Below are 25,032 nucleotides of genomic sequence, written 5' to 3'. Positions count from 1 at the left end.
ACCTCGGAAGCCGGAAATAGTGAGTGGTAAAGGGTGAGTAGTGAAGGGGTAATTGACACTCCCCATACAGCCTACTCCCCTCTGTTTAAGGACGTTGGATAATCGTCTCTAGGATTCGACGTTTGGCTTTGGTGTCGATACCAATTAAACGCACATATTCTCCTGAATATTCTCCCAGGTATCCTTCTAGGGCGGCGATCGCTTCCCGTTCAGATTTGGTGTTAATTTGACCACAGCTAGCCCAAGAACCAGTGCGGAATCGTCTTTGGTCTACGTGTTCAGCGCTAACTTTGTATCCACCAGCCAAAATTTGTCTGATTTGGTCTACAACTTCAGAACTCAATTTCGTACTAGTAGCAGTGGCGGTAGCAGTACCATAACTTCCTGTGCTAAAGGATTGTTTTGCACCAGATGAAACAACTGGGTCGCCTGGTCTTTGGATAATGGTTTCTAAAACCCGCCGTTTAGCTTTTTTATCAATGCCAATTAACCGCACATATTCATCTTGGTGCAGTTCTATACATTCTTCTAAGGCAGCAATCACTTCATTGAGAGAAGTTGATTCAATGGGCTTACAGCTGTTCCAAGAACCAGTGCGGAAACGCCGCTCATCTACGTGTTCTGTCCCAATTTTGTAACCGCTTGATAGCAAATTACGAATTTGATCTATGATTTCGCCATCTATTGCGCCACTGCTAGCAACGTGACCATTGCCATTACTGCTGTAGCGGCCATTACCATTACCATTACTAGCAGCTTTTGTAAAGCTACTAGGCTTAATGGAATTGACGATACCATCGGGACGTTGAATAATGGTTTCTAAAACCCGCCGTCTACTGCTATCAATACCAAATAGCCGTACATATTCGCCGCTATGATCACTGAGACAGCCTTCTAAAGTGGCGATCGCCTCACCCATTGATCCAGGCTGAATTGGTTGACAACTTTGCCAACAACCAGTACGGAACCGTCTTTCATCTACGTGTTCTGTACCAATTTTATACCCTTGGTTTAAAAGATACCGCACCTGTTCGATGATTTCTGCACCCAAGCTATTGCTCGACACTTCACTACTCCTTTCTAGCTCTAAAACAGTAATACCAGTATTTGTATAAGATTTAGCAATCTCATCCCGAATGGGTGCAATACATTTGCTATCCGCAGCGCACCGATAACCAGTTCTTAATGACTGATTGATTCCAACCACATGATGAGCGAACTCTTGATCCTGAACCACAGCATCTGGTAACCGGTCAGCTTGCTGCTGGCTAGTAATTATCGCTCCCGAAGGTACATACTTACCTGGAGGAATTTCTACATCTTGAATTAAAGCGTGCATCATCACGATGCAACCTGCACCCACTCTGGCGTTAAATACCGTGGAGCGAAACCCAATGAAGGCATTATCTCCTACATAGGCCGGACCATGAATTAATGCCATGTGGGTAATGGACACATTTTCGCCGACCCATACCGAGTATTTATTTTGGTCATCGCCAATTACTCGGCCTTGCTCCAATCCATGAATTACGACACCATCTTGAATATTAGTATTTTCACCAATATAAAAAGGTGTGCCTTCATCCGCTCGAATCGAGGTTCCCGGAGCAACGATTACATTTGCCCCTATCCGCACATCTCCAATAATATTGGCAACCGGATGTACAAATGTGCTTTCATGGATTTTTGGCTCGGCTAAATTCCTCGACCACGGGGTTGGGGGTGCCGCCGTGCTGCGGACTACCATTGCGAGATTCCTCCTGAATTAAGCTTTTTCCATTAGCCCTTGATCATTGGCTAATGAATTAATGACTCTATCGATACTGATCTTTTTTGCTGTACATGAGGCGACCTTCCAAGTGAATTGTATCAATGATCGCCACCACTGCTGCATCTAACGGACGCTGTTCATTACCAAGAATTTGACGAGCGGCACTGCCACGAGTGACCAGTACCCACTCATCTACTCCAGCACCTACGGTATCTGCTGCTACCTCGTAGTTGGGTAGGAGATTTCCTTCTTCATCTACTAATTGCAACAACAGTAGTTTCACACCTCTCAGACTTGGATCTTTCTGTGTGCCGACTACTGTGCCACGAACTTTGGCGACTTGCATTAACTATGGTCTTCTACCAAAAGGACGAATTGCGTTGACATTTTCCCGGAATTGTTCAACATCTTCGGTATAACGAATTGGTAGGACGTATTCCAAGTTTTCATGGGGACGAGCAATAATATGGGTAGACAATACTTCTCCACCGTGAACTCGTTTAACTGATTCTACTCCAGCACCTACTGAAGCTTGGACTTCGGAAACGTCACCCCGAACAATCACTGTGACTCGACCGCTACCAATTTTTTCATATCCGACTAAAGTAACACGTGCGGCTTTTACCATCGCATCAGCAGCTTCCACTACTGCCGGAAAGCCTAGTGTTTCTACCATTCCCACTGCAATTGACATTAGTTCTTATCCTGAGTTAAAGTTTTTAATTTTGGAAAACAGTGGCGCTCAAGGTAGCAACCCCGTTCATAACTGCGTTTGTTTAATTCAGCTTTTAAGTCCGGAACTGTTCTACGGCTTCGGTATACCGGATGGGCAAAACGTACTCCAAGTTTTCGTGGGGACGGGCAATGATGTGAGTAGATAAGACTTCACCACCATTGACTCTTTTTGCTGCATCAATGCCGGCAGAAACAGAGGCTTGTACTTCAGAGACATCTCCCCGCACAATTACGGTTACTCTGGCACTACCGATTTTTTCATAGCCTACTAATGTGACACGCGCGGCTTTCACCATCGCGTCAGCAGCTTCCACTACTGCTGGAAAGCCTTTAGTCTCAATCATTCCAACTGCAATTGGCATCGCAGAACTCCTAAAAATTTAATTCAATCAGTACTGTGTTTTGAAATGTTTAAGGTTAGGGCTACATCCTGAGCCATAAAAACACTTCTAAATTAAGCATAGGAAAGCTTGGTCTTCCTGGCAATATCAATTAGTATAATAGTTTATGATAAGTTAGTTTTAGAAAACTTAACAAAAATTTATACCTGATTATACTTAATCGAAGTGTCTCAATTCTTAGAGTATCCCCTTATGCTTTATAATTTTTTTATTATATTTACAAAATAACATTCATAGCCAGGATGAATCGCCTCCAGTGAGATAATATTGATGGCTGTATATTATGCTATCTCTAACTTTGCCGGATTTTAGAGTAGAATAAATGACTTTGTAAAAAATATATAATTTTTTTTACATATATTCTATAAATTTATTTGCTAGCAGTAGAAATAAAAAATTATAATGACAAATGATGTAATAACAGTAAAAGCCCTTAAATATCTGAATTTACATTCATTACTGCCCAAATAAGGTAAGCTAAAGGAAAAATACTAATTGAAAATTTCGCTAAAAAATAGTTAGGAAAACCAGAAAATTATCTGGGGTAATTTTTTTAGTAAATGATTATTTAAAGAATATTTAAGCACAAATCAAGGCTGAGTCGTCGAGGAAAATCTAAATGAATCAGTTTCTATTTTCAACAAGTTGGTGGGTGCCATTTTATAGCTTAATTGGCGCACTTGTTACTTTGCCGTGGGGTATGGGAATCATTAAACGTACAGGGCCGAGACCTGCGGCATATTTTAACTTGTTAACGACTCTTGCCGGTTTTGTCCATAGCCTTCTGGTATTTAAGCACATTTGGGATCAAGAACCAGAAATTTTGGTAATTAACTGGTTCCAAGCTGCGGATTTTAATTTATCATTTGCCCTGGAACTTTCACCAATCAGCATTGGGGCAATAGTTTTAATTACAGGATTAAGTTTATTAACACAAGTATATGCCCTGGGATATATGGAAAAGGACTGGTCGTTGGCACGTTTCTTTGCCCTATTGGGCTTTTTTGAAATGGCGCTGTCTGGTTTAGCGATTAGTGATTCCTTGTTTCTGAGTTATGGGCTTTTGGAAGTTCTCACCCTTTCTACTTACCTGTTAGTGGGCTTCTGGTATGCTCAACCCCTAGTGGTGACGGCGGCGCGAGATGCCTTTTTAACTAAGCGGGTGGGAGATTTGTTGCTGTTAATGGGTGTGGTTACCCTTTCCACTATTGCAGGTAGTTTGAATTTTTCTGATTTATATGAGTGGGCGCAAACGGCTGAGTTGAGTCCACTAACATCGACTTTACTGGGTCTGGCATTAATTGCTGGTCCGGCTGGTAAATGCGCCCAATTTCCCTTACATCTGTGGTTAGATGAAGCTATGGAAGGGCCGAACCCAGCTTCGGTGATGCGCAATTCTTTGGTTGTAGGTGGTGGTGCGTATATATTGTATAAACTTCAGCCAATATTAGCTCTTTCCCCAGTTGCGTTAGATACCTTAGTTGTGCTGGGGACTTTAACGGCAATTGGGGCGACATTAGTAGCACTGGCACAAATTGATATTAAGCGATCGCTCTCTCATTCCACCAGTGCATACATGGGCTTGGTATTTTTAGCTGTGGGGTTAGAGCAAGGTGGTGTGGCGTTAATGTTGATGTTAACTCATGCGATCGCTAAAGCCCTATTATTTATGAGTTCTGGTTCCGTTATCTACACCACCAGCACCCAAGACTTAACCGAAATGGGTGGATTGTGGTCACGGATGCCAGCCACCACCATAGCCTTTATTGTCGGCTCTGCGGGCATGGTAACACTGCTACCACTGGGGAGCTTCTGGTCTATGCTAGCTTGGGCTGATGGCTTAGTTCATGCCAGCCCTTGGGTAATTGCGGTATTAGTACTAGTTAACGGCTTAACAGCCTTAAACCTCACACGAGTCTTCAGACTAATTTTTTGGGGAAAACCACAACAGAAAACCCGCCGCTCCCCGGAAGTTGGTTGGCAGATGGCCTTACCAATGGTTTCACTGACTGTAGTGACATTACTATTACCCTTGATGTTGCAGCAGTGGTATCTCTTACCCAATTGGGAAAGCCTTGATTGGTACATCTTAGTACTGCTGCTTTCTTCTACTTTAGTTGGGGTGGGAATAGGATCTACACTCTATCTGCATAAGGCCTGGTCAAGATCCAGAATCCTGATTTGGAGAATTATGCAGGACTTATTGGGTTATGATTTTTACATTGATAAAATTTATAAGTTGACCATAGTTAATGCAGTCGCCCTGCTATCGAAGTTATCTTCTTGGTGCGATCGCTATGTAGTTGACGGTTTGGTAAACTTAGTAGGATTTGCCACCATTTTCGGTGGGCAAGGTTTAAAATACAGCATTTCTGGTCAATCGCAGGGGTATATGTTCACCATTCTCGTAGTGATTAGCATTCTGGGATTCTTCGTCAGCTGGTCATTAGGACTACTAGATAAATTACCCTTTTAAAAGTTATCAGCACTGTGAACAGAATCTGGGGTTAGCCCCTACTAAATGCTGACTTCTTCATTATTGTTTCCCTGATCTTCCTCTCTCCCTTTACCTAGTTCTGCCTATGCTGAGTGCATTAATGTTACTGCCCTTATTTGGTGCAGCCTTAATCGGATTCTGGCCTGCTGAAATCAGTGGGAAGCTTTCGCGCAGAATAGCTTTGCTCTTCAGCAGTATCATTTTCGTGTTGACAGTTTTATTAGCCATCAAGTTCAATCCTGGGGAAGCCAGTCAACAATTTACCGAGTTTATTCCCTGGATAGATTCTTTGGGTCTGAATTACAGTTTAGGCATAGATGGTTTATCTTTACCACTGCTACTTTTGAATGGTCTGTTAACTGGTATTGCCATTTACAGCAGCGATGAATCCCTTCAGCGTCCCAGATTTTATTACTCCTTAATCCTGTTGTTAAATACTGGGGTTACAGGGGCATTTCTGGCGCAAGATTTACTGCTATTTTTTCTCTTTTACGAACTGGAACTCATACCCTTATATCTGTTAATTGCCATTTGGGGGGGTGTAAGACGGGGTTATGCAGCCACAAAATTTTTGATTTATACGGCTGTTTCCGGCATCTTAATTTTGGCAAGTTTCCTGGGTATGGTTTGGCTGAGTGGTGCTGATAGCTTTGAACTCTCAAGTTTAAATGCTACAACCTTGCCTTTAGCAACACAGTTATTACTTCTGGGAGGAATTTTAGTCGGTTTTGGGATTAAAATTCCCCTGTTTCCCTTCCATACTTGGTTACCAGATGCCCACGTGGAAGCTTCTACACCCATTTCTGTCTTATTAGCAGGAGTGTTATTGAAGTTGGGAACCTATGGCTTACTGCGCTTTGGGATGAACTTGTTACCAGAAGCTTGGAGTTATTTAGCCCCCTGGTTGGCAACTTGGGCTGTAATCAGTGTACTCTTTGGCTCATCCTGTGCGATCGCCCAAACCGATATGAAAAAAATGGTAGCCTACAGCTCCATTGGACACATGGGCTACGTACTCTTAGCCGCAGCAGCAGCCACACCGTTAAGCACTTTAGGCGCTGTCATGCAAATGATTAGCCACGGCTTAATTTCCCCACTACTATTCCTGCTAGTAGGGGTTGTTTACAAAAAAGCTGGTAGCCGCGATTTAGACGTAATTAAAGGACTACTGAATCCAGAACGTGGTTTACCAGTCATTGGGAGTTTAATGGTGTTAGGAGTCATGGCCAGCGCAGGTGTACCAGGAATGGTGGGCTTTATCTCCGAATTTATCGTTTTTCGGGGCAGTTATCCAGTCTTCCCGGTGCAAACCCTCATATCTATGATTGGTACAGGATTAACAGCAGTTTATTTTCTAATTCTCATGGATCGCGCCTTTTTTGGGAGATTATCTGCACAAGTAACCAACTTACCCCGCGTATTTTGGAGCGATCGCATACCCGCCGTCATTTTAGCAGTATTAATCGTAATTCTCGGCATCCAACCCGCTTGGTTAGTGCGCTGGAGTGAACCGACAATCACAGCAATGGTTGATAGCCAAAATGCAGTAACTGCGGTGTCCTTAGATATAGGGACTGGGGACTAGGGACTGGGGAAGAATATTCCCAAGACCTATAATTATTTGGAGAACTGGTAATGGTAACTAAAAGCAAAAAACCTGATCATCATCCTTTAGCTGAATATATTGACAGATTACTGAATGGAGGTGCATTACTTCCCGATAGTCCAGAGAACGTCATGGAAGTAGTTGGCATACTTAAAAGCTATGGCATAGTTTTAGATGCCTATTCAAAAAATCTTATTTATATTGCTGAACATCAATTTTTAGTATTTTTTCCCTTTTTTAAATACTTTAACGGTGAAATTTCTTTCCCAAAACTGATGCGTCATTGGTGGCATGACAGAATTAACTTTGAATATGCCGAATATTGCATGAAAGCCATGATGTGGCATGGTGGTGGAGGACTAGATCAATATTTAGATACACCGGAATTTGAAGAAAAAGCGATCGCAGTTATTCAGGCAAAATTCTCAAATAATCCGATCATAATGGGATTAAACCAACTATTTCCTGACTTTTTAACGGAAATGTTGCGCGTCTCAGCTTACTACACTGGTTTAGGTCAATTTTGGCGGGTCATGGCTGATATGTTCCTGGATTTATCAGACCGCTACGACCGAGGCGAAATCAAAACCATACCTCAAGTAGTAGACCACATTAAAGCAGCTTTAGTAGCAGATGCTCTCAAGCCTATTACCTACGCTGTTAAAATCACAAATCAAGTCTATGATATCATTCCGAAATCTGCGGGTTTAACTTTTCTCGCAGATACAGCTGTTCCTTATGTAGAAGCAGTATTCTTTCGGGGAACTCCTTTTCATGGCACTGTTTCATACAATGCCCAAGCATATCAAATTCCCCTAGATCAAGGTCGATTTCAATACGGCGCACTATATGCCGACCCTTTACCAATCGGTGGTGCTGGTATTCCTCCGACTTTGCTGATGCAGGATATGCGTCATTATCTGCCAGATTATTTACACAAAATTTATCGTCTTAGTCTTCGGGGTGAAGATGATTTGCGGGTGCAAATTTGTGCCAGTTTCCAAAAATCCATGTTTTGCGTAACTACAGCAGCGATTTTAGGATTGATGCCTTATTCTATGGATACGAAAGATGCATCTGAAGCAACTGCTAATCGAGTCTATTTGCAAAAATGGATGAATCGTTTAGAGACTTCACGATTAGAGGATGTGAATGGAAAATAAGAAAGTTACCGTATAACCTCTCCAGGAATTATCTGACTAGCTTTTTGGTGCGGTTTTTACCTGGACTCTAGAGATTATCTTATTCAAATTCTTTTACTCTTTGCTAGCGTATTTTCCGGCAAAAATCAATCCCTAATCTAGTGCGATCGCTAACGATATTTGCTACGGTGGCACGATAAGATTCTAAAACAATAGTCTTACTATAAGGTCTAAATGGCAGAAACACTATTTTTTAACGCTCTGCGAGAAGCCATTGATGAAGAAATGGCGAGGGATGCGACTGTATTCGTTCTTGGTGAAGACGTAGGACATTACGGCGGTTCCTACAAAGTTACGAAAGACTTATACAAAAAGTATGGTGAACTCCGAGTTCTTGATACCCCCATCGCCGAAAACAGTTTTACAGGTATGGCCGTAGGCGCAGCTATGACTGGCTTACGCCCGATAATTGAAGGCATGAATATGGGCTTTTTGCTCCTAGCCTTTAACCAAATTTCCAATAACGCGGGAATGTTACGCTATACTTCCGGCGGTAACTTTAAAATCCCTATGGTAATTCGTGGCCCTGGCGGTGTCGGTAGACAGCTGGGTGCAGAACATTCTCAACGTTTAGAAGCTTACTTTCAAGCAGTTCCCGGTTTAAAAATTGTTACCTGTTCTACGCCCTACAACGCTAAAGGATTACTAAAATCTGCTATTCGTGACGATAACCCGGTTTTGTTCTTTGAACACGTTCTGCTTTACAACTTAAAAGAAGATTTACCAGAAGAAGAATATTTCCTACCTTTGGATAAAGCAGAAGTTGTACGTCAGGGCAAAGATGTCACAATTCTCACTTACTCACGGATGCGCCATCATGTATTACAAGCCGTGAAAACTTTAGAAAAACAAGGTTTTGATCCAGAAGTTATTGATTTAATATCATTGAAACCTTTAGATTTTGATACCATTGGCGCATCTATACGCAAAACCCATAAAGTAATTATTGTGGAAGAGTGTATGAGAACTGGGGGTATTGGTGCAGAATTAACCGCCTCTATCAATGACCGCCTATTTGATGAGTTGGATGCACCAGTGCTAAGGCTTTCTTCCCAAGATATACCCACACCTTACAACGGTAATTTGGAACGGTTAACTATTGTTCAACCAGAACAAATTATTGAAGCTGTAGAAAAAATGGTGGCTATGCGAGTTTAGGAACTGTGGAATTTGAGATTTGAGATTTGAGATTTTGGATTCAACTGTAATCCCAAATTGATTGACTGGGGACTTCGGGAGTGGGGAAAATATACCTCATCTCCCCTATAACCCCATCGAATCATTCAAAACTCGTGCAAAGAACGCTATTATAGCCTTTGTCAGTTGCGAGTTATGGTATGCAAAGACAGCGATCGCTATTAGTTTTAATTTTTGTACTGCTCATCGCCGCTATTACGGTGATAGCAAAAATTTCAGTCCCTTTGGGTTTAGACTTAAGGGGAGGCTCACAGTTAACCATTCAGGTGAAACCAGCACCGGGAATGGGAGAAATTACTGAACGAGATTTAGCAGGTGTTCAGAAGGTTGTGGAAGGTCGAGTTAATGGCCTGGGAGTTTCTGAGCCAGTAATTCAAACTGTGGGTACAGACAGAATTCTGATCCAATTACCAGGAGTCAACGATCCAGAGCAAGCGGAACGAGTGCTAGGTGGCACGGCACAGTTAGAATTTAGACAACAAAAGCCAGGAACGGAAACTCAACTTTTTGCCTTTCAAGCGTCACGCAATGAACTGAGAGCGAAGCAAGAAGAGTTACGCACCAGCGACGACGAAGCACTAATTATTAAAAATCAAGAAGAATTACAACAAAATAATCAGGCGATCGCCCAATTGTTTGAAAGCACAGATCCACCACTTGATGGTAAATACCTCCAGGATGCCTACGGCGAACCCACTACCAATAGTAATTGGAATGTTGCCATTCGCTTTGATCAAAAAGGTGGTGAATTGTTCGCTAATCTCACAAAAAACCTCGCCGGAACTGGGCGTACTTTGGGCATCTTTTTAGACGATGAACTGATTAGCGCTCCCACAGTCGGTCTAGAATTTGCGGCTACAGGCATTACTGGGGGTTCTGCCATCATTACAGGTCGATTTACAGCTCAAGAAGCCAATGATTTGGGTGTGCAGTTACGTGGGGGTGCATTACCCGTACCAGTGGAAATCATCGAAAGACGCACAGTAGGAGCTACCTTGGGTAGAGACAGTATTCAAAGCAGCATTTATGCTGGTGTCGGTGGTTTAATTTTAGTATTAATCTTTATGGTTGTGTACTATCGAGTACCAGGATTGATTGCTGATGTCTCATTAGTTATTTACTCCCTCCTGACATGGGCAAGTTTTGCTCTATTAGGTGTTACCCTCACCCTACCCGGAATCGCCGGTTTTATTCTTAGTATTGGCATGGCAGTTGATGCTAATGTGCTAATTTTTGAGCGCACGCGGGAAGAATTGCGAGCCGGGAAATCTTTATATCGTTCCGTCGAATCTGGTTTTTACCGCGCATTTTCCAGTATTTTAGACAGCAACGTGACTACATGGATTGCTTGTGCAGCTCTGTTTTGGTTTGGTTCGGGATTAGTCAGAGGTTTTGCTGTCACCTTAGCTTTGGGTGTAGCGGTGAGTATGTTTACCGCAATTACCTGTAGCCGCACACTCATGTTTTTAGTAGTTACTAATGCGGCTTTCAAACATAAGCGAGAACTTTTCTGTCCGAACCTGCCAGCATTAAATCAGGCAGAGGTGGCAAAATGAGACTAAGTATTAACAAAACGCGATCGCTGTGGTGGGCTATTTCTAGTTCCATGATTCTCATTGGTATAATCTCAATGGTGATTTCATGGCAAAACCCCCAAATTCGCGCACCTCTACGCCCCGGTTTAGATTTCATCGGTGGTACACGGTTACAGTTTGAACGTGATTGTACACAACCAGGTAACTGCGACCAACCCATAGATATAAACACAGTGCGGGAAGTATCCCAGGCACAAGGTTTAGGCGATAGCAGCATCCAAATAGTTGGTGAAAATGGTCTCTCAATTCGCAGTAAAGACTTAGACGTTAATCAGCGCACCAACTTACAAACAGCTTTAACCCAGAAAATTGGTGCTTTTGACCCGCAAAAAAATCAAATTGACACTGTAGGCCCTACCCTGGGAGCCGAACTATTTAGGTCTGGTATTATCGCCCTGATTTTTGCTTGCACTGGGATTATTATTTACTTGACCTTCCGCTTTCAGTTGGACTATGCCTTATTTGCCATTGCAGCGCTATTTCACGATGTCTTGGTTACTTTAGGCGTTTTCTCAATTTTTGGGTTAGTGCTGGGCATGGAAGTTGATAGTCTCTTCATTGTGGCGCTACTGACCATTATCGGTTTTTCCGTTAACGATACAGTAGTCATCTACGATCGCATCCGAGAAACTATTAAAATCAATCCAGAAAAACCGATTGCTGACATAGTGGATGATGCTGTCAACCAAACATTAGGACGTTCGATCAACACCACCTTAACAACATTGCTTTCACTAACTGCAATCTTTCTATTTGGCGGAGAAACACTGAGAAACTTTTCCCTCGCACTGATTATTGGCTTTAGTGCGGGGGCTTATTCTAGTATTTTTATTGCTAGTACTCTCCTGGCTTTGTGGCGAGAACGCACAGGTAAATCTCCGGCGTTAGTTAGTCCTGAATCAATGGATACATCTACTACTTCTCAAGACAGTTAATGTGTATAATCTCTCATTCCCATACCGCAAGGTTTCATTGATTTGGAATTGGTTATGGATCAACCTGAAAAACCATCAATAAATAGCAACAATGCCAACAACACTGACATATCTTTTACCGAACAAGTACAAAAGCTACATCAGCTAACTGTATACGGTAGATGGTTTTTTGTCGGCTGTTTATGGCTCACTATTGCACCTTTTTCCTTGTGGAATTTACGGGGAGAAATTGCTCTTTTACAAGAATATTTTACCTGGGTAGCAGTAAGATATGGACTATTCTATAATCCACTGCCTACCCTGGGTTTAGCTTTTTGCATTGGTACTACGGTTTCTACTTTAGTTTGGCAAAGCCGAAATATTCTGCTGGGATTACCGCAACGGGAACAACAACGTCTGGAAAAACAAGTTCTGAAAATCAGACAACAAGGACAAACTCATCCTCTTTGGAAGTGGATTTGTCATTAAGTTCTGATAATTAAACTTGAAAATAGTTGCATATAGATATATGTATTTACAACTTTTTAGCACAATATGACATACATCAAACTGCCACATTGGGGTGTAAAACATGAACTCTCCTCAAATTCAATTTAGCGAACATGGCTCTTCTGAAATAAACCTTTATAAACTCCAAGAACTATTTAATCTTGCAGCTTTTTGGGCAAAAGATCGTAGTGTCGAGGATTTAAGCATAGCGATCGCCAACAGCGATCCAGTGATTAATATTTGGGATGGAGAACGATTAATTGGTTTTGCCAGAGCCACTTCTGATGGTATCTATCGTGCTACTATCTGGGATGTCGTGATTCACCCAGAATATCGTGGCACAGGTTTGGGGCGTAAGTTAGTCGAAACCGTTTTGACTCATCCCCGCGTAAGAAAAGTTGAGCGGGTATATTTGATGACTACTCATCAACAAGAGTTCTATGAAAAAATTGGTTTCCACTGTAACCCCAGCATCACAATGGTGCTATACAATCAATCTCAGATTGAACCCTTTCCCCTCACTGAAGTTCAGCTTCAGGAATCATTAGGGGGATAGACACTTGCAAGCGAGTCAATTCCTCTGTTGTTTCCTGATTGATTGGAAATGGTACAATTTCTAGCTTTCCCCCCATTACTTCCAGTAGAGTCTGGTTTAATAACAACTTCATTCCTGGAGAAAAACTCAAATCATCTTGATGAATCTCAATACTCTCAACCCCCGATTTAATCAGATCAATGGACTCGCTGATAGTAAAAGCATGGGTAGGTACATCGAGGAAAATGTAAAAAGTATGATTTGTCGGTGATAAACTACAGGAAAGACAGATACTGCCGAACTGCATTTCAGCAATGGCAGTGTCTACTAAATTCACCAAAACTTGGCGTAGCCATCGATAATCTGCCAAAATATAAATTTCTGGATCAGGAAGGACAACACGCAAAGGAAAATTGCGATTTGCAGCCAGCATATAAGTTAAATTATTCACTTCCTGCAAAACTGTAGCCACACAGTGGGGTTGAATATCTAATTTATTCGTACCGTGTTCTGTTCTGGCAATGTTAAGAATTTCATCAATAAGCTGTAGTAGCTTCAATGCTCTATCATGAGCTTGAGCAATAAATTCTCGCTCTTCTTCGGGATTTTCGCACAAATTTTCTAAAATTAACTGATGCAAGCCAATTAAACCATTCAGAGGCGATCGCAATTCATGAGTACTCCGCGCCAAAAATCCTGCTTTAAACAGGCTCATCTCTCGCGCCATCTCGTATGCTAGCTGCGTTTGCTTAATTTCTTCTTGAATTTCTGAAACTTCCCCTTGATCTCCTAATTTTACAGGAGCTAAACCAGAAGATTTTTTAAATAACCAATTAAATAATTCTCTAAGACCTAACCCTATTATTAGTCCTAATCCTAAATATATCCAGTTATTCTCATTCATATTTTGACAGATATTAACTAACTTATTACTTGACCACAATCCCATCAAGTCAGTTTACAGATTTCTTAATTAGTTGCATTAAATCGGATGGTATCAGCTAGTTATCAAGAGCATAAATTCCCTTAACAAACTGAACCAAATTATTTTATCCATAATTAAACTTGAGATTAATATAAAATTTATCCCCTGGTAGAGAATTGATTAATCTCATATTTACAACTAGCAATAATTAATTAACCACAGATGTAAACAGTTACTAATGACTATATCATCATTAATTTGTGACAATATTTGTTCACTTATCCTGACTGACCACAGGTTACATAAATTAGTTCTGTCCATATAAAATGACGAAAATCTATAACAGGGAAAAATTTGATGACTCAGAGGATGTTTAACAAGTCTTATTGTCGGTAACAAAACATTCTAGATCCCCCTAAATCCCCCTTTATAAGAGGGACTTTGATCACTATTCCACCCTTTATAAGAGGTGCTAGGGGGGATCATTACGTGCCTAAAATCACAGCCGAACACTTTTAGAACATCCTCTCAGAAGTGTTGAGCCTGATCAATCTCAGAATTTAATTGAACTATACCTTGGCGCAAAATTTGCCAGTTCGTCCCAGTCCATTTACTAACTGTAGAAGGTACGCCAATTCCCAAAATTTCGTTGTTAAATCTGGTCTCATTCAAAGTCAGAACTTGGGGGAACTGCTCGGCAATTTCTGCTAACGTTTCCAAAGGCTGTTGACCAGAAAAATTGGCGCTAGTGGTGGCAAGAGGTCCTGTTTGTGTCAAAATATCCTGGGCGATCGCACTCTGAGGAACTCGAATGCCAATTGTCGTAGGATCATGAGGATTCATCTGTTTTGACACTTGATCACTGGCGGGTAATACTAATGTCAACCCTCCCGGCCAATACTGATTTGCTACTTCTTGCCAAATTCTCAACTCATTTTCACTACCTTGGACATAAGGCCATAAATCCTCCGCACTAGCCCCCATCAAAATCAGAGGTTTATCTTGGCTGCGGTGTTTAGCCTCAAAAATTAACGGTGCTTTTTCTGGTAGAACTGCTAATGCAGGAACGGTATCTGTGGGAAAACTCACTAATAAGCCGGAACGTGCGCCGGCGATCAAATCAACTAAAGAAACTAGAGTCATCTGTAAAAATTATTTTATCGAAGCTACGGCAAAGCGTTCAATTCCAGCCAAATCCGCATGAATTTGAATGTTACAGTAACTACCTTGTTGTTGTAACAGTTTACCCACAGTATCCGCCTGTCCTGCCATCATTTCAATTAGCCACACCCCTCCGGGGCGCAAATAGAGGGGAGAGATTTCTATCAACTGGCGAATACAATCCAAGCCGTCATCACCACCATCCAAAGCTAGATGTGGTTCATGGTTCACTACTTCTGGTTGCAGGGTAGCCACGGTACTGGTGGGAATATAAGGTGGGTTAGACACCATACCACTAAACTGACCTTGGAGGGCTGCTAGCGGCTCCCACCAAGAACCTTGGTAAAATTTAATCCGGTGATCAAAACCTAAATTAACAGCATTAGACTGGGCAATTTTTAAAGCTTCTGGGCTGTAATCAACAGCATGAATTATCCCTTGTGGTAAAGCATCTGCTAAACCCAAGGCGATCGCACCGCTACCAGTACCCAAGTCAGCCCAGTTTCCGGAATCGAGGAATGGGGCTGCACCACTATTAGTAGCAGCAGCCACAGCTAAATCAATTAAATATTCAGTTTCTGGTCGGGGAATTAAAACCGCATTTGACACTGCAATTTGAAACTTGCGCCAAGGTGTAACTCCAGTAATATACTGCACTGGCAAGCGTTCATATAATCGCCTGTGCCACAACTGTTCCAAATCCTCTAAAGGTAAAACTATCTCAATCTCATTCCAGTCTTTAAAAGATTCTAAACGCAGTGCCAAGCGGTCTAACCCAGCTACTTCCAAAAGTAACCAATCCACCTCAGCAGATGACACATCACAAGCCATCGCATCTGCGATCGCTCTCTTTCGCCATCGCCAAAGCTCTAAACCGGAAACCACCCGTAGCTGTTTATCTACCATTCCCTAACGTTGCGGAGTTGTTTTCTCTGTAGGTAAAGTCTTGATATACTCTCTAGATTCTTGGGATGGGACTAAAACAACTTGGTTTAACCAAGGGTCATCTTTATCCTGCATTGTTTTAATCACCCCGTCTATATCTATTACCTGAATATCCGCTTGAGGAAATTTCGGCTTCACTTTAGTTAATAAGCCTTGTGCATCTTGCTTACTTAAAAACAAAGGAATCAGTTGTTCATTGTCAGCTGTCAGTTGAATTGGCACATAACCCTGATCTGGGGAAAATCTCACAGCAAAAATTGGCACACTTGTAAACTGCTGCACCTGTTGACCACCTTGACGCAGTAATTCCATTGCCCCTTTAATTTCCTGTTCTACCGGTTTAAAGGCAAATAGAAGGCGTTCTGGCTGCTTTTGACTTTGTTGTAATTGCTGATAAATCACTCCTAGAGGCACTGCTGTTACTTGTAGGCTTTTCACCATTTGTTGCATTTTTGGGTCTTTGCCTTGTACAGTTTGCAGTTCCTTAATAAAAGCTTCCGCTTCCTGTCGACTCATATAAACACCCGTTACTGAACCACCAGGTTTTTGCGCCTCCGGTAAAGGACGACTCAATGGTAAACCCTTTTCATTAGTAACAAGATATACAGGAACTGCATCTAACTTATCTTTTATTTGCTGTTCCGACAAAGCCAGCGCAGGAAAACTTCCTGCAAACACAGATCCCAACAAAGTACTTCCTACCAGGCCTAATGTTGCGCCCCAGCGAACTAATGCTTTCATGATTGCTCCTCGCCTCAATAGTTAAATTCAGTCAGTCAAATAATTGGATTAGTACCACACCCACTATTTTTAGTTGTATAGCAATCCACTTAAAATTGGAATAATTTCTTTTTGCAGTTTAATGTTAACAATCAATTCTCAAACAGCCTTATTTTACCAAACGGGGTAATTTCGCTGGTAATATCATCCTGATCTATAATTCTGGTGTCGCCTTGCTACTCACTATACAATGCTGTTAATCCTTGTTTAGCCCCCTCTTGAGACGCAAAAACGTCCCCACAGACTAAAATACTTAATACAATTTAACCAGCTGGTTAAACTTAGATGACGACATCAGATAATCAATCGTTCCACCTGATGGGGCTTTAATCAGAATTTCTCACAAATCAATTATCTACCAAAACTTAAGTGTTCTCAAAAACTCAATCAGATCTAATCGATTCTTATGATTGTGGATAAATTTTTATTCCAACCTAAAAATCGGGATGACAGGATTCGAACCTGCGACATCCTGCTCCCAAAGCAGGCGCGCTACCAAGCTGCGCTACATCCCGTAAAGATTAATTCCATTATAACTATCAGGTTCTAAATTTACCTAATATTCATAGAAATTAAACCATATATAAATTTGCCGAAGCTCTGATATCTAAGTTTTACTTTTTACTCACCACTGCAACAATATTATTGTAGCACCTTTCACAGATATTTGCTAACCAATTTTAGATTATCTTTTTATTGTCGAAGTAAACTACTTTGTTTTATTTTCGCAAATAATCCCTGGTCTGTGAGGTAATATTATCCAGAACATGGTGTTACTAACCTCTCTCCTCTTCTGTTGTGTTGAAAATTAGTGCGGATACCAGAACATACCTTTAATACCTTCTGGATCTGACATAAAACCCATACCTCGATAAAAATCTAGAACATGAGGATCAGCAAAAAGAGTAACATTGCTAATTTCTTCACTCCTGAGTTTCTTGAGTACGTATTTCATCAGCGCCTTACCAAGTCCTTTACTTTGAAAATCGGGGTGAACTACCACATCCCAAATAGTCGCATTGAATGCATGATCTGAGGTAGCACGAGCAAAACCAATCAGCCGCTTTCTGTTTCCTCGTACTTGCCACATAGAGGCTACGAGAAAACTATGCTCGATGGCTTTTTTTACTTTTCTTAACGGACGACGAGACCAGCCTACTGCATCGCAAAGCTCTTCTAGTTCATACAGGTCGATTTCCCGATCCGTACTAAAAACTATGCGAGTTTCCATCTGAGAAGCTTCACCCGCCTGATTAGGGCTAGATTCGCCTAAGACAGACCCTGTAATTTCTTCAACAGAGGTCGTTTTACTTGTCGCTAAAGAATCCGGACTATTAAACCAAGCTTTCCAAAAACCCATGCCAACGTGGTTCGGGTAGTATAACTAAATTGGTTTCCACTTTTACGGAGTGTTGATTCACGTTCGACAGAGCCGAAGCTGTAAATATTCCTGGATGTTTCCGGGATTTTTTATAGCAAGCACTTGTTATGGCGTGTTTCATACCAATTATTTTCAAGTCTAGCATTTTGTGGGAGAGCCTAGAATAAATTTCCTCAAAAACTCACAACATTAGGTGAATTGTCTGGGATTTGAAATTAGGGATGGGACATTGGGTAATAATTGCTTCCAAACCCGTATCTTTAAGATATGGGAAAGAAAACAATTGTGTACCACAGACTACGTGTCTCTACACTAGACCTAATTATCTTGGTTCAAGAATTTGATTGATTTTTCGGGGTTTCCTAGTCCCCTATTCCCTGCTGATGCAAGCAAGCGAGTCCTAAACCCAACAATGGCTTCTGGTTTAAAATCTTCGACACTGGAACTTCTAAAGCGCTTTAACCGAGCCTTTCCCCAGTTTTATGAGCAATTTGTGAGTAGTGAGATTCAACTGCAAAATTTGCGGTTAGCTTACCGTCTTTATAAAACTAAACGTGCTGTTATCGAGTTAAAGTCGGAAGGCAGCAAAAGCGCTCTGCATTTTGCTTACCGTAATCAGTCGTTTCTGCTCAGTGATATTTTTGGTGTGCTAGCAGCCTATGGACTAACTATTCATGGTCTTAGTCTATATGGTCAGATTAGGCCGCCAATGTTAGTTTTTATCAAACTCCTGGTTTCTCGTGGCAGTAAGGCTTTAACTGATAAAACCGGAGAAAATGTTTGCCGTGCCATTCAAGAGGCTTTAGGCGGGCGGTTTGAGGTAGAGGAAATGCTGGCAGTAGAATTTAATCTTGATACTGGACTAGAACAAGTACAAACTGAGTTTTATGTTGACCCGGTATTTCATCTCCCAGCCCTGGTAATTGAAGCTGACAATCAGCCAGGATTATTTTATAAAGTCATGCATACTATTTGGCAGGAAGACTTATTAGTAGTTAATGCCAATTTGCTGGTTTGGCGAGGACGCACGCGGCTGATTCTCTACTTATTGGGGCCGAATGAAAGCCTCATTCCTGAATATTTGGGACACAAAATTGCTGAAGGGGTGAGGTTGAGGTTATTAGGTAGATAACTAAGGGCTAGTTAATGTTGTACAGTATACAGGCACTGGCTCTTGCTCCTATACTGAACTATGGGAGTATGTAACTCGCACCCGTTCTTCAGGGTACGATATTAAGTATGGCAACCATTGAAATCTTGGGCGTTCCACACGCATACGAACTCACGGCTCCTACTTCCTGTCCCCATGCTTTAGTGTTTATCCACGGTTGGCTAAATAGCCGTGGTTATTGGCAACCTGTAATTTCCCGGTTGTCTGTTGATTTGCAGTGCCTGTCTTATGATTTACGCGGTTTTGGGGAGTCGAAATCTCAACCAGAGGCAGATTTTATTCAGGGAGAAAGTTCTGTGAGCTTGACTTCTAAATCAATTGATGAGTTAAGTTTGCCTTTTGATTCTATTTATACACCAGCTGTTTATGCTCAGGATTTAGCCGCCCTTCTTGAACAGATGAATATTACTAGTGCTTGGTTGATTGGACATTCCTTGGGAGGGACGATTGCTCTTTGGGCTGCGGCTCAAATGCCTGAATGTGTCAAGGGAGTTATCTGTGTGAACGCAGGTGGTGGTATTTATCTTAAAGAAGCTTTTGAGCAGTTTCGTTCAGCAGGCCAAAGATTTTTGCAAGTTCGTCGGCGTTGGCTGTCACACATTCCTTTAATTGATTTATTGTTTACCAGAGCTAGTGTCGCCCGTCCGTTGGATCGTCATTGGGCGCGTCAGCGTGTGATTGATTTTGTGATGGCTGACCCAGAAGCGGCATTAGGAGCGTTATTGGATTCCACAACGGAGGAAGAAGTTAACAGCTTACCTCAGCTAGTGTCTGAATTGCGGCAGCCTGTTTATTTTTTGGCTGGTACTGATGATAAGGTGATGGAACCGAAGTATGTCCGCCATTTAGCTAGTTTTCATCGGCTTTTTCAATATAGTGGCGACAATGTGATTGAAATTCCTGATTGTGGTCACTTGGCAATGTTAGAACAGCCAGATGCTGTTGCTGATCACATCAGGTCGATAGTCAACGGTTAGGGAAAATTTTTAGATTTATTTATAACCTGAAATGCAACATTAAGCCCTCCCCGGAAGCGAGAAGGGCAGGCTTTTTTTCTGGTTCTTAATTACGAATTATATAATTTCATTACTTGGGTCAGTGGTAACCTCGACTCAACTCCTAAAGTTAAAGGTGATGTGTGACCAAGTGATAGGTGATTAGAGGCAGCACAGGCTATCATGGCGGCGTTATCGGTACAGTATTTGAGGGGTGGGAACAGGACTCGTAGGTTATGCTCGGCGGCGGTTGTCTGTAAGATTTTTCTCAAACTGCTGTTAGCTGCTACCCCTCCACCAATGGCAATGGTTTTCAGATTATGGTCGAGGGCGCAGGCGATCGCTCTTTTGGTCAGCGATCGCGCTACAGTTTCTTGAAAGCTCGCAGCTAAATCACTAATAGGAAGTTGTTCTTGATCTTTCTCTAATTTCTGCACTAATCGCAATACCGCCGTTTTTAACCCACTAAAACTACTGTCATAGCGGTGATATCCCCCACCAGGTAAAGATACTTTCCCTTCTGGTAAGGCAAAGGCGCGAGGATTCCCAGTTTGTGCTAGCTGGTCAATAACAGGTCCACCGGGATAACCTAGTTTTAACAACCGGGCGACTTTATCAAAGGCTTCACCTGCTGCATCATCTCGGGTTTCGCCCAGGGTTTCGTAAATACCACAATTCTTCACATAAATCAAGCTTGTATGTCCACCAGAAACGAGTAAGCTAAGAAATGGGGGATCTAAAGTCGGCTCACTCAAATAAGTCGCGTAAATGTGGCCTTCCAGGTGATGCACTCCCAAAAATGGCTTGTTGTGTAACATGGCTAAAGTTTTGGCAGCAGTTAAGCCTACCAACAATGCTCCTACGAGTCCAGGAGCGCAAGTGGCAGCAATGCCATCTATTTGGTTCCAGTCTAGTTGGGCTTGTTCTAGAGCCTGAGCGATCGCCTCATTGATTGTTTCTAGATGTTGACGGGATGCAACTTCTGGTACTACCCCGCCATATTGACGATGAACTAGAATTTGGGAAGCGACAATACTGCTATAGACTTGACGATTGTTCACAATGGCGACGGCAGTTTCATCGCAGCTAGTTTCTATTGCTAAAACAGTTGCCATGTTCAGGTTATGTTAAGTAACGATTTGTTGGGAAAGCTTTAACTTTTATTTACTTCAACTTTACTCCGTTCCCAGCCAAGAGTATGATGACTTCCTAGTTATGCAAATAAACAACTGTACAAGCCGCTTCGTTTTGTACAAAGAACCGTGTGTTTTGTAATAAAAGGAAACAAATCTATGAGACGATTGTTTGCTTTGATTTTAGCGATTTGTCTTTGGGCTAACTTTGCCCCCCCAGCCCAAGCGCTTGGGGCTAACCTAGTACCCTGTAAAGACTCTCCCGCCTTTCAAGAGCTAGCAAAAAATGCCCGTAACACCACCGCCGACCCTGAATCAGGTAAAAAGCGGTTTGAGCGTTATTCTCAGGCATTGTGTGGACCAGAAGGTTACCCTCACTTAATTGTTGATGGTCGCCTAGATCGGGCTGGTGACTTCCTAATTCCCAGTATTCTCTTTTTGTATATTGCCGGTTGGATCGGCTGGGTAGGCCGTGCTTACCTACAAGCTATCAACAAGGATGAATCTAAAGAAATCCAAATCGACCTGGGTTTGGCACTACCAATTATCGCCACAGGCTTTACTTGGCCTATCGCAGCGATTAAAGAACTCCTTTCAGGTGAATTAACTGCCAAAGATTCAGAAATCACTGTTTCTCCTCGTTAATTCCTCCTCGCTCAATTCATTTGTTTTGGAGACTAAATTCATGGCAGACAAAGGCGATCAATCCTCCTATTTCATCACCTTTCTTTCTACGGCTCCAGTGGCAGCTACTATCTGGCTAACCATTACAGCCGGGATTTTAATTGAATTTAACCGCTTTTTCCCCGACCTACTTTTCCACCCACTACCATAAGTAGAAAAGTAAGTTTCATGCTGAATCTTGTGTGGTTTGATTACTCAGACTCATGAGGCGAAAGCACCACTCAAATTAGCAAGAAAAATTGGCTGTGAAACTCGTAATGCTGTAAATAGCTTGCGAGTTTCTTAGTCTGATAAAACTAGGTAAATTAATTTTTCTAAACTTCCTAGCTAAAAAACATCTTTACCTACAATTATTATTAATAATATAAAAATGCCACCGTTCTAAATTTAGAGGCGAACACAAAATATGTCGCAAGCAGTAAATTCATCGAAAAATCGCCCCAGCGATCCCAGAAATAGCGAAATTGTTGCTCCAGCCGGACGTGACTCCCAGGAAGGTAACTTAGAAACACCAATTAATTCTTCCCCCTTAATTAAGTGGTTCATCAATAACTTACCCGCCTATCGTGCTGGTCTCAATCCTTCTAGACGTGGGTTAGAAGTGGGTATGGCTCATGGTTACTTGTTGTTCGGACCTTTCGCTAAACTCGGACCTCTACGTAATGCAACTAATGCTAACTTAGCAGGATTACTGGGAGCTATTGGCTTGGTTGTAATTCTCACTGCCTGTCTATCGCTTTACTCCAATAGCAATCCCAACAAAGCACTTGCCAGTGTGACAGTCCCCAACCCACCAGTAGATGCTTTTAACTCCAAGGAAAGCTGGAATAATTTTGCCAGTTCTTTCTTAATCGGTGGCATTGGTGGCGCAGTAGTTGCTTATTTCTTAACTAGCAATTTGGGACTCATTGAAGCTCTATTTGGCTAATTTCATTTTTTGAGTCTTAGGCGTTGGGCATTGGTAATAGCTAATTATTAATTATGTTTTAGTATTACCCATGCCTAATGTCCTTTTTTTATTTTGAGGACACAAATAAAGAGCCGCACTTTTGTTCTATATTCTTTTGAACTTGGTGTGAAAAATGCTCAGTATCCAAGACTTTGAACTATCTAAATAAAGTGCTTTCTATGCTTTGGAGAGCGTTTTCTAAATCGTCATTAACAATTTGAACGTCAAATTCCTCTGCGGCTTGAATTTCTGCTTCCGCACTCTTTAGACGGCGAGCGATCGCCTCCTCAGAATCTTGGGCGCGACCACGTATCCGACTCTCTAATTCACTGAGAGAAGGCGGTAAAATAAAAATGCTAAAAACGCCGGGGAAAGAAGCCCGGATTTGTCTTGCGCCTTTTAGTTCAATTTCCAGCACCACTAACTTGCCAGATTGAACTTGGTTAAGCACCGCTTCACGGGGTGTACCGTAGTAATTCCCCGCAAATTCAGCCCACTCCAAGAATTCACCTTGGGACACTAATTGTTCAAACTTACTGCGGCTAGTAAAGTAATAATTTTCCCCATTAATTTCTCCTGGACGAGGAGAACGAGTGGTCGCGGATACAGAATAGTAGAGTTCCGGATGACGTTTTAACAATTCTTGCATTAAAGTGCCTTTACCAACCCCACTGGGGCCAGTTAAGACAATTAACCTCCCTGGAGAGGTGCTTTCTTTGGTGGGAACATCAGTCTGGATAGGTAAAACTTGCATCATCCGTTCAAACTGTGAATTAATTATTTAGACATTATTCACCAGTCATTAGCTGTGTTTTCGTTATCAGAGGAACTTTTAAGTAACGAAGTTATAACACGAGTGACAGAAAATTTGTCTAATTCACATGGTACTGCTGATGTGGTGCAAATAGGGGTGGGGTTATTAACTTACATCAAATTAGTTCTCTACAGTGTGATGATCACGGGAAATCACAAACCGATTCGCTACCGTTTCCGGTTGAATCGCTGAAAGAATAACGTGGCTGGAATCAGTGATAATTACAGCTCTTGTCCGACGACCATAAGTTGCATCCACGAGTTGACCTCTGTCCCGTGCATCGGTAATAATCCGTTTAATGGGAGCAGACTCTGGACTAACGATAGCAACTACTCTGTTGGCAGAGACGATGTTACCGAAACCAATGTTAATTAATTGTATTTCCATTAAAAAATTGACACCAAATGTGGTGTGACACGCTGGTAATGTAATTATTTCTATGTTATCGTCAAAAAACAGGAGTTACAACGCTTTAGGTGTAGAAAGGCTGAGTTTTTAAATCACAAATGGTTTTTTTAGCTTATAAATAGCCAAATGTACATTAAATCTTCCCCAGGAGGTATGCAAAACTATAAAAAACAATCTAATTCGCTGATGTAAGTTTATTTTGCATCAAGTTCAGATTAAAACTGGACTGAGTAAGAAGTTTCCTACCTCTAAAGACAGTAATCAGTAAATATTGTTTCTTTAATATATACATTACTATGGCATTTGTAGCTTGACAAAATATCATAGCAGTGTAAGAGTAAAATCTAAAGTATTCAGATATCAAAATAGTAAATAGTCCTAGTGATTGGTTATCGCCTCATGAGCCGCATAGAAAAATACGACTTTTGAGATCCTAACTAAGCCTTCCTAGATAAATCTTTGAGATTTGTTGGAAATTTTAGGTACTAATACACATTGATATTCTAATACTGACTCACAGCCTTATATCTTAAAGAGTTAAGAGACAGATAATCAATGCATGAATTATTAAATTTTAATAACAAAAGTCTGTTACTACGTAACCGTTCAGGGGGGGGTGGAAGAGCGATCGCCAAAGGAGGGGCTGAGTCCTGCGGATATGCTTGTGCGTTCGCCCATCGCTAAAAATTCTCCCCAAAATCTGATAAATTAAGTGATATGGAA

General features: G+C 41.7%; 26 protein-coding genes and 1 tRNA gene. 13 read left to right on the top strand and 14 right to left on the bottom strand.

All coding sequences use genetic code 11. The features are described from left to right. Window positions 1-85: 85 nt before the first annotated feature. From VB620_RS17090 to VB620_RS17075, 4 genes are all read right to left on the bottom strand, one after another. Complete coding sequence (locus VB620_RS17090; RefSeq protein ID WP_323197350.1) at window positions 86-1,747, bottom strand: ribulose bisphosphate carboxylase small subunit; 1,662 nt, start codon at window positions 1,745-1,747, stop codon at window positions 86-88. 67 nt (window positions 1,748-1,814) lie between these two features. Next, the gene (locus VB620_RS17085; RefSeq protein WP_323197349.1) at window positions 1,815-2,117 is read right to left on the bottom strand and encodes a EutN/CcmL family microcompartment protein; all 303 of its coding nucleotides are present in this window, start codon (window positions 2,115-2,117) and stop codon (window positions 1,815-1,817) included. A gap of 3 nt (window positions 2,118-2,120) precedes the next feature. Then, complete coding sequence (locus VB620_RS17080) at window positions 2,121-2,465, bottom strand: carbon dioxide-concentrating mechanism protein CcmK (RefSeq protein WP_006194886.1); 345 nt, start codon at window positions 2,463-2,465, stop codon at window positions 2,121-2,123. Between the two features lie 94 nt (window positions 2,466-2,559). Next, complete coding sequence (locus VB620_RS17075; RefSeq protein ID WP_323197348.1) at window positions 2,560-2,868, bottom strand: carbon dioxide-concentrating mechanism protein CcmK; 309 nt, start codon at window positions 2,866-2,868, stop codon at window positions 2,560-2,562. 658 nt (window positions 2,869-3,526) lie between these two features. Here VB620_RS17075 and VB620_RS17070 point away from each other — a divergent pair. The 3 genes from VB620_RS17070 to VB620_RS17060 all read left to right on the top strand — a co-directional run bounded on the left by VB620_RS17070 (window position 3,527) and on the right by VB620_RS17060 (window position 8,173). Further along, on the top strand, window positions 3,527-5,383 hold the full coding sequence (locus VB620_RS17070; protein ID WP_323197347.1) for an NAD(P)H-quinone oxidoreductase subunit F: 1,857 nt from the start codon (window positions 3,527-3,529) through the stop codon (window positions 5,381-5,383). A gap of 106 nt (window positions 5,384-5,489) precedes the next feature. After that, window positions 5,490-6,989: an NADH-quinone oxidoreductase subunit M gene (locus VB620_RS17065; protein ID WP_323197346.1), complete on the top strand. Its 1,500-nt coding sequence runs from the start codon at window positions 5,490-5,492 to the stop codon at window positions 6,987-6,989. 50 nt (window positions 6,990-7,039) lie between these two features. Beyond that, window positions 7,040-8,173: a CO2 hydration protein gene (locus tag VB620_RS17060; protein WP_323197345.1), complete on the top strand. Its 1,134-nt coding sequence runs from the start codon at window positions 7,040-7,042 to the stop codon at window positions 8,171-8,173. Window positions 8,174-8,276: 103 nt separating this feature from the next. Here VB620_RS17060 and VB620_RS17055 read toward each other — a convergent pair whose 3' ends face one another. Then, window positions 8,277-8,399 carry a hypothetical protein gene (locus VB620_RS17055; protein WP_323197344.1) on the bottom strand — a complete coding sequence of 41 codons (123 nt, stop codon included), beginning with the start codon at window positions 8,397-8,399 and terminating at the stop codon, window positions 8,277-8,279. Between VB620_RS17055 and VB620_RS17050 the strand changes: the two genes are divergently transcribed. The 5 genes from VB620_RS17050 to VB620_RS17030 all read left to right on the top strand — a co-directional run bounded on the left by VB620_RS17050 (window position 8,387) and on the right by VB620_RS17030 (window position 12,984). Continuing rightward, window positions 8,387-9,370 carry an alpha-ketoacid dehydrogenase subunit beta gene (locus VB620_RS17050; protein ID WP_323197343.1) on the top strand — a complete coding sequence of 328 codons (984 nt, stop codon included), beginning with the start codon at window positions 8,387-8,389 and terminating at the stop codon, window positions 9,368-9,370. The two genes, VB620_RS17055 and VB620_RS17050, sit on opposite strands and share 13 nt — an antisense overlap. 179 nt (window positions 9,371-9,549) lie before the next feature. Continuing rightward, window positions 9,550-10,965, top strand: a complete 1,416-nt coding sequence (gene secD / locus VB620_RS17045; protein ID WP_323197373.1) for a protein translocase subunit SecD — start codon at window positions 9,550-9,552, stop codon at window positions 10,963-10,965. Continuing rightward, on the top strand, window positions 10,962-11,939 hold the full coding sequence (gene secF, locus VB620_RS17040) for a protein translocase subunit SecF (RefSeq protein WP_323197342.1): 978 nt from the start codon (window positions 10,962-10,964) through the stop codon (window positions 11,937-11,939). The genes secD and secF overlap by 4 nt, the downstream gene beginning before the upstream one ends. 54 nt (window positions 11,940-11,993) lie before the next feature. After that, window positions 11,994-12,407: a hypothetical protein gene (locus VB620_RS17035; protein WP_323197341.1), complete on the top strand. Its 414-nt coding sequence runs from the start codon at window positions 11,994-11,996 to the stop codon at window positions 12,405-12,407. 103 nt (window positions 12,408-12,510) lie between these two features. After that, window positions 12,511-12,984: a GNAT family N-acetyltransferase gene (locus VB620_RS17030; RefSeq protein WP_323197340.1), complete on the top strand. Its 474-nt coding sequence runs from the start codon at window positions 12,511-12,513 to the stop codon at window positions 12,982-12,984. On the opposite strand, the gene VB620_RS17025 is transcribed toward VB620_RS17030, so the two are convergent. From VB620_RS17025 to VB620_RS17000, 6 genes are all read right to left on the bottom strand, one after another. Further along, window positions 12,947-13,867: a sensor histidine kinase gene (locus VB620_RS17025; protein WP_323197339.1), complete on the bottom strand. Its 921-nt coding sequence runs from the start codon at window positions 13,865-13,867 to the stop codon at window positions 12,947-12,949. The two genes, VB620_RS17030 and VB620_RS17025, sit on opposite strands and share 38 nt — an antisense overlap. Window positions 13,868-14,416: 549 nt before the next feature. Next, entirely contained in the window at window positions 14,417-15,031 is a 615-nt protein-coding gene (locus VB620_RS17020; RefSeq protein WP_323197338.1) for an L-threonylcarbamoyladenylate synthase, read from the bottom strand. A gap of 9 nt (window positions 15,032-15,040) precedes the next feature. Then, window positions 15,041-15,955: a peptide chain release factor N(5)-glutamine methyltransferase gene (gene prmC / locus VB620_RS17015; protein WP_323197337.1), complete on the bottom strand. Its 915-nt coding sequence runs from the start codon at window positions 15,953-15,955 to the stop codon at window positions 15,041-15,043. Between the two features lie 3 nt (window positions 15,956-15,958). Next, a complete protein-coding gene (locus tag VB620_RS17010) occupies window positions 15,959-16,735 on the bottom strand; it encodes a Tic22 family protein (RefSeq protein ID WP_323197336.1) in 777 nt (258 codons plus the stop codon). Between the two features lie 480 nt (window positions 16,736-17,215). Then, window positions 17,216-17,289 (bottom strand) — tRNA-Pro (locus tag VB620_RS17005). Between the two features lie 293 nt (window positions 17,290-17,582). Then, window positions 17,583-18,134, bottom strand: coding sequence for a GNAT family N-acetyltransferase (locus tag VB620_RS17000; RefSeq protein ID WP_323197335.1), 552 nt, complete (start codon window positions 18,132-18,134; stop codon window positions 17,583-17,585). Window positions 18,135-18,567: 433 nt separating this feature from the next. Here VB620_RS17000 and VB620_RS16995 point away from each other — a divergent pair, with 433 nt between their 5' ends. Together VB620_RS16995 and VB620_RS16990 are read left to right on the top strand one after the other, a co-directional pair. Further along, window positions 18,568-19,287 (top strand): hypothetical protein, encoded by a 720-nt coding sequence (locus VB620_RS16995; RefSeq protein ID WP_323197334.1) that lies wholly within the window; start codon window positions 18,568-18,570, stop codon window positions 19,285-19,287. A 107-nt stretch (window positions 19,288-19,394) separates the two neighbouring features. Next, window positions 19,395-20,303: an alpha/beta fold hydrolase gene (locus VB620_RS16990; protein ID WP_323197333.1), complete on the top strand. Its 909-nt coding sequence runs from the start codon at window positions 19,395-19,397 to the stop codon at window positions 20,301-20,303. Window positions 20,304-20,392: 89 nt separating this feature from the next. Here the strand turns inward: VB620_RS16990 and tsaD are convergent, their stop codons facing one another. Then, window positions 20,393-21,436, bottom strand: a complete 1,044-nt coding sequence (tsaD, locus tag VB620_RS16985) for a tRNA (adenosine(37)-N6)-threonylcarbamoyltransferase complex transferase subunit TsaD (protein ID WP_323197332.1) — start codon at window positions 21,434-21,436, stop codon at window positions 20,393-20,395. Window positions 21,437-21,613: 177 nt separating this feature from the next. Between tsaD and VB620_RS16980 the strand changes: the two genes are divergently transcribed. The 3 genes from VB620_RS16980 (at window position 21,614) to VB620_RS16970 (ending at window position 23,066) form a co-directional block, all read left to right on the top strand. After that, window positions 21,614-22,099, top strand: a complete 486-nt coding sequence (locus VB620_RS16980) for a Photosystem I reaction center subunit III (RefSeq protein ID WP_323197331.1) — start codon at window positions 21,614-21,616, stop codon at window positions 22,097-22,099. Window positions 22,100-22,139: 40 nt separating this feature from the next. Continuing rightward, window positions 22,140-22,289, top strand: a complete 150-nt coding sequence (gene psaJ / locus VB620_RS16975; protein WP_200987820.1) for a photosystem I reaction center subunit IX — start codon at window positions 22,140-22,142, stop codon at window positions 22,287-22,289. A gap of 255 nt (window positions 22,290-22,544) precedes the next feature. After that, window positions 22,545-23,066 carry a photosystem I reaction center protein subunit XI gene (locus tag VB620_RS16970; RefSeq protein WP_323197330.1) on the top strand — a complete coding sequence of 174 codons (522 nt, stop codon included), beginning with the start codon at window positions 22,545-22,547 and terminating at the stop codon, window positions 23,064-23,066. A 178-nt stretch (window positions 23,067-23,244) separates the two neighbouring features. On the opposite strand, the gene gmk is transcribed toward VB620_RS16970, so the two are convergent. Then, window positions 23,245-23,844 (bottom strand): guanylate kinase, encoded by a 600-nt coding sequence (gmk, locus tag VB620_RS16965; RefSeq protein WP_323197329.1) that lies wholly within the window; start codon window positions 23,842-23,844, stop codon window positions 23,245-23,247. A 177-nt stretch (window positions 23,845-24,021) separates the two neighbouring features. Further along, window positions 24,022-24,288 (bottom strand): extracellular matrix/biofilm regulator RemA, encoded by a 267-nt coding sequence (gene remA, locus VB620_RS16960; RefSeq protein ID WP_193997704.1) that lies wholly within the window; start codon window positions 24,286-24,288, stop codon window positions 24,022-24,024. Between the last annotated feature and the right edge of the window lie 744 nt (window positions 24,289-25,032).

Origin of the sequence: Nodularia harveyana UHCC-0300, from assembly GCF_034931085.1 — a bacterium.
GTDB classification, from domain to species: Bacteria; Cyanobacteriota; Cyanobacteriia; order Cyanobacteriales; family Nostocaceae; genus Nodularia; species Nodularia harveyana.
This window is presented reverse-complemented; position numbering and strand designations above follow the sequence as displayed.

Excerpts from the sequence above, each read along its gene's own strand:
- VB620_RS17020 (WP_323197338.1), bottom strand. The coding sequence starts at position 15,031 with ATGACTCTAGTTTCTTTAGTTGATTTGATCGCCGGCGCACGTTCCGGC.
- VB620_RS17050 (WP_323197343.1), top strand. The coding sequence starts at position 8,387 with ATGGCAGAAACACTATTTTTTAACGCTCTGCGAGAAGCCATTGATGAA.
- VB620_RS17085 (WP_323197349.1), bottom strand. The coding sequence starts at position 2,117 with ATGCAAGTCGCCAAAGTTCGTGGCACAGTAGTCGGCACACAGAAAGAT.
- VB620_RS16990 (WP_323197333.1), top strand. The coding sequence starts at position 19,395 with ATGGCAACCATTGAAATCTTGGGCGTTCCACACGCATACGAACTCACG.
- VB620_RS16980 (WP_323197331.1), top strand. The coding sequence starts at position 21,614 with ATGAGACGATTGTTTGCTTTGATTTTAGCGATTTGTCTTTGGGCTAAC.
- VB620_RS17035 (WP_323197341.1), top strand. The coding sequence starts at position 11,994 with ATGGATCAACCTGAAAAACCATCAATAAATAGCAACAATGCCAACAAC.
- gmk (WP_323197329.1), bottom strand. The coding sequence starts at position 23,844 with ATGATGCAAGTTTTACCTATCCAGACTGATGTTCCCACCAAAGAAAGC.
- remA (WP_193997704.1), bottom strand. The coding sequence starts at position 24,288 with ATGGAAATACAATTAATTAACATTGGTTTCGGTAACATCGTCTCTGCC.
- VB620_RS17060 (WP_323197345.1), top strand. The coding sequence starts at position 7,040 with ATGGTAACTAAAAGCAAAAAACCTGATCATCATCCTTTAGCTGAATAT.
- secD (WP_323197373.1), top strand. The coding sequence starts at position 9,550 with ATGCAAAGACAGCGATCGCTATTAGTTTTAATTTTTGTACTGCTCATC.
- VB620_RS17025 (WP_323197339.1), bottom strand. The coding sequence starts at position 13,867 with ATGAATGAGAATAACTGGATATATTTAGGATTAGGACTAATAATAGGG.
- VB620_RS17010 (WP_323197336.1), bottom strand. The coding sequence starts at position 16,735 with ATGAAAGCATTAGTTCGCTGGGGCGCAACATTAGGCCTGGTAGGAAGT.
- VB620_RS17000 (WP_323197335.1), bottom strand. The coding sequence starts at position 18,134 with ATGGGTTTTTGGAAAGCTTGGTTTAATAGTCCGGATTCTTTAGCGACA.
- VB620_RS16970 (WP_323197330.1), top strand. The coding sequence starts at position 22,545 with ATGTCGCAAGCAGTAAATTCATCGAAAAATCGCCCCAGCGATCCCAGA.
- prmC (WP_323197337.1), bottom strand. The coding sequence starts at position 15,955 with ATGGTAGATAAACAGCTACGGGTGGTTTCCGGTTTAGAGCTTTGGCGA.
- VB620_RS17030 (WP_323197340.1), top strand. The coding sequence starts at position 12,511 with ATGAACTCTCCTCAAATTCAATTTAGCGAACATGGCTCTTCTGAAATA.
- psaJ (WP_200987820.1), top strand. The coding sequence starts at position 22,140 with ATGGCAGACAAAGGCGATCAATCCTCCTATTTCATCACCTTTCTTTCT.
- VB620_RS17065 (WP_323197346.1), top strand. The coding sequence starts at position 5,490 with ATGCTGAGTGCATTAATGTTACTGCCCTTATTTGGTGCAGCCTTAATC.
- VB620_RS17070 (WP_323197347.1), top strand. The coding sequence starts at position 3,527 with ATGAATCAGTTTCTATTTTCAACAAGTTGGTGGGTGCCATTTTATAGC.
- VB620_RS17090 (WP_323197350.1), bottom strand. The coding sequence starts at position 1,747 with ATGGTAGTCCGCAGCACGGCGGCACCCCCAACCCCGTGGTCGAGGAAT.
- VB620_RS17080 (WP_006194886.1), bottom strand. The coding sequence starts at position 2,465 with ATGTCAATTGCAGTGGGAATGGTAGAAACACTAGGCTTTCCGGCAGTA.
- secF (WP_323197342.1), top strand. The coding sequence starts at position 10,962 with ATGAGACTAAGTATTAACAAAACGCGATCGCTGTGGTGGGCTATTTCT.
- tsaD (WP_323197332.1), bottom strand. The coding sequence starts at position 21,436 with ATGGCAACTGTTTTAGCAATAGAAACTAGCTGCGATGAAACTGCCGTC.
- VB620_RS16995 (WP_323197334.1), top strand. The coding sequence starts at position 18,568 with ATGGCTTCTGGTTTAAAATCTTCGACACTGGAACTTCTAAAGCGCTTT.
- VB620_RS17075 (WP_323197348.1), bottom strand. The coding sequence starts at position 2,868 with ATGCCAATTGCAGTTGGAATGATTGAGACTAAAGGCTTTCCAGCAGTA.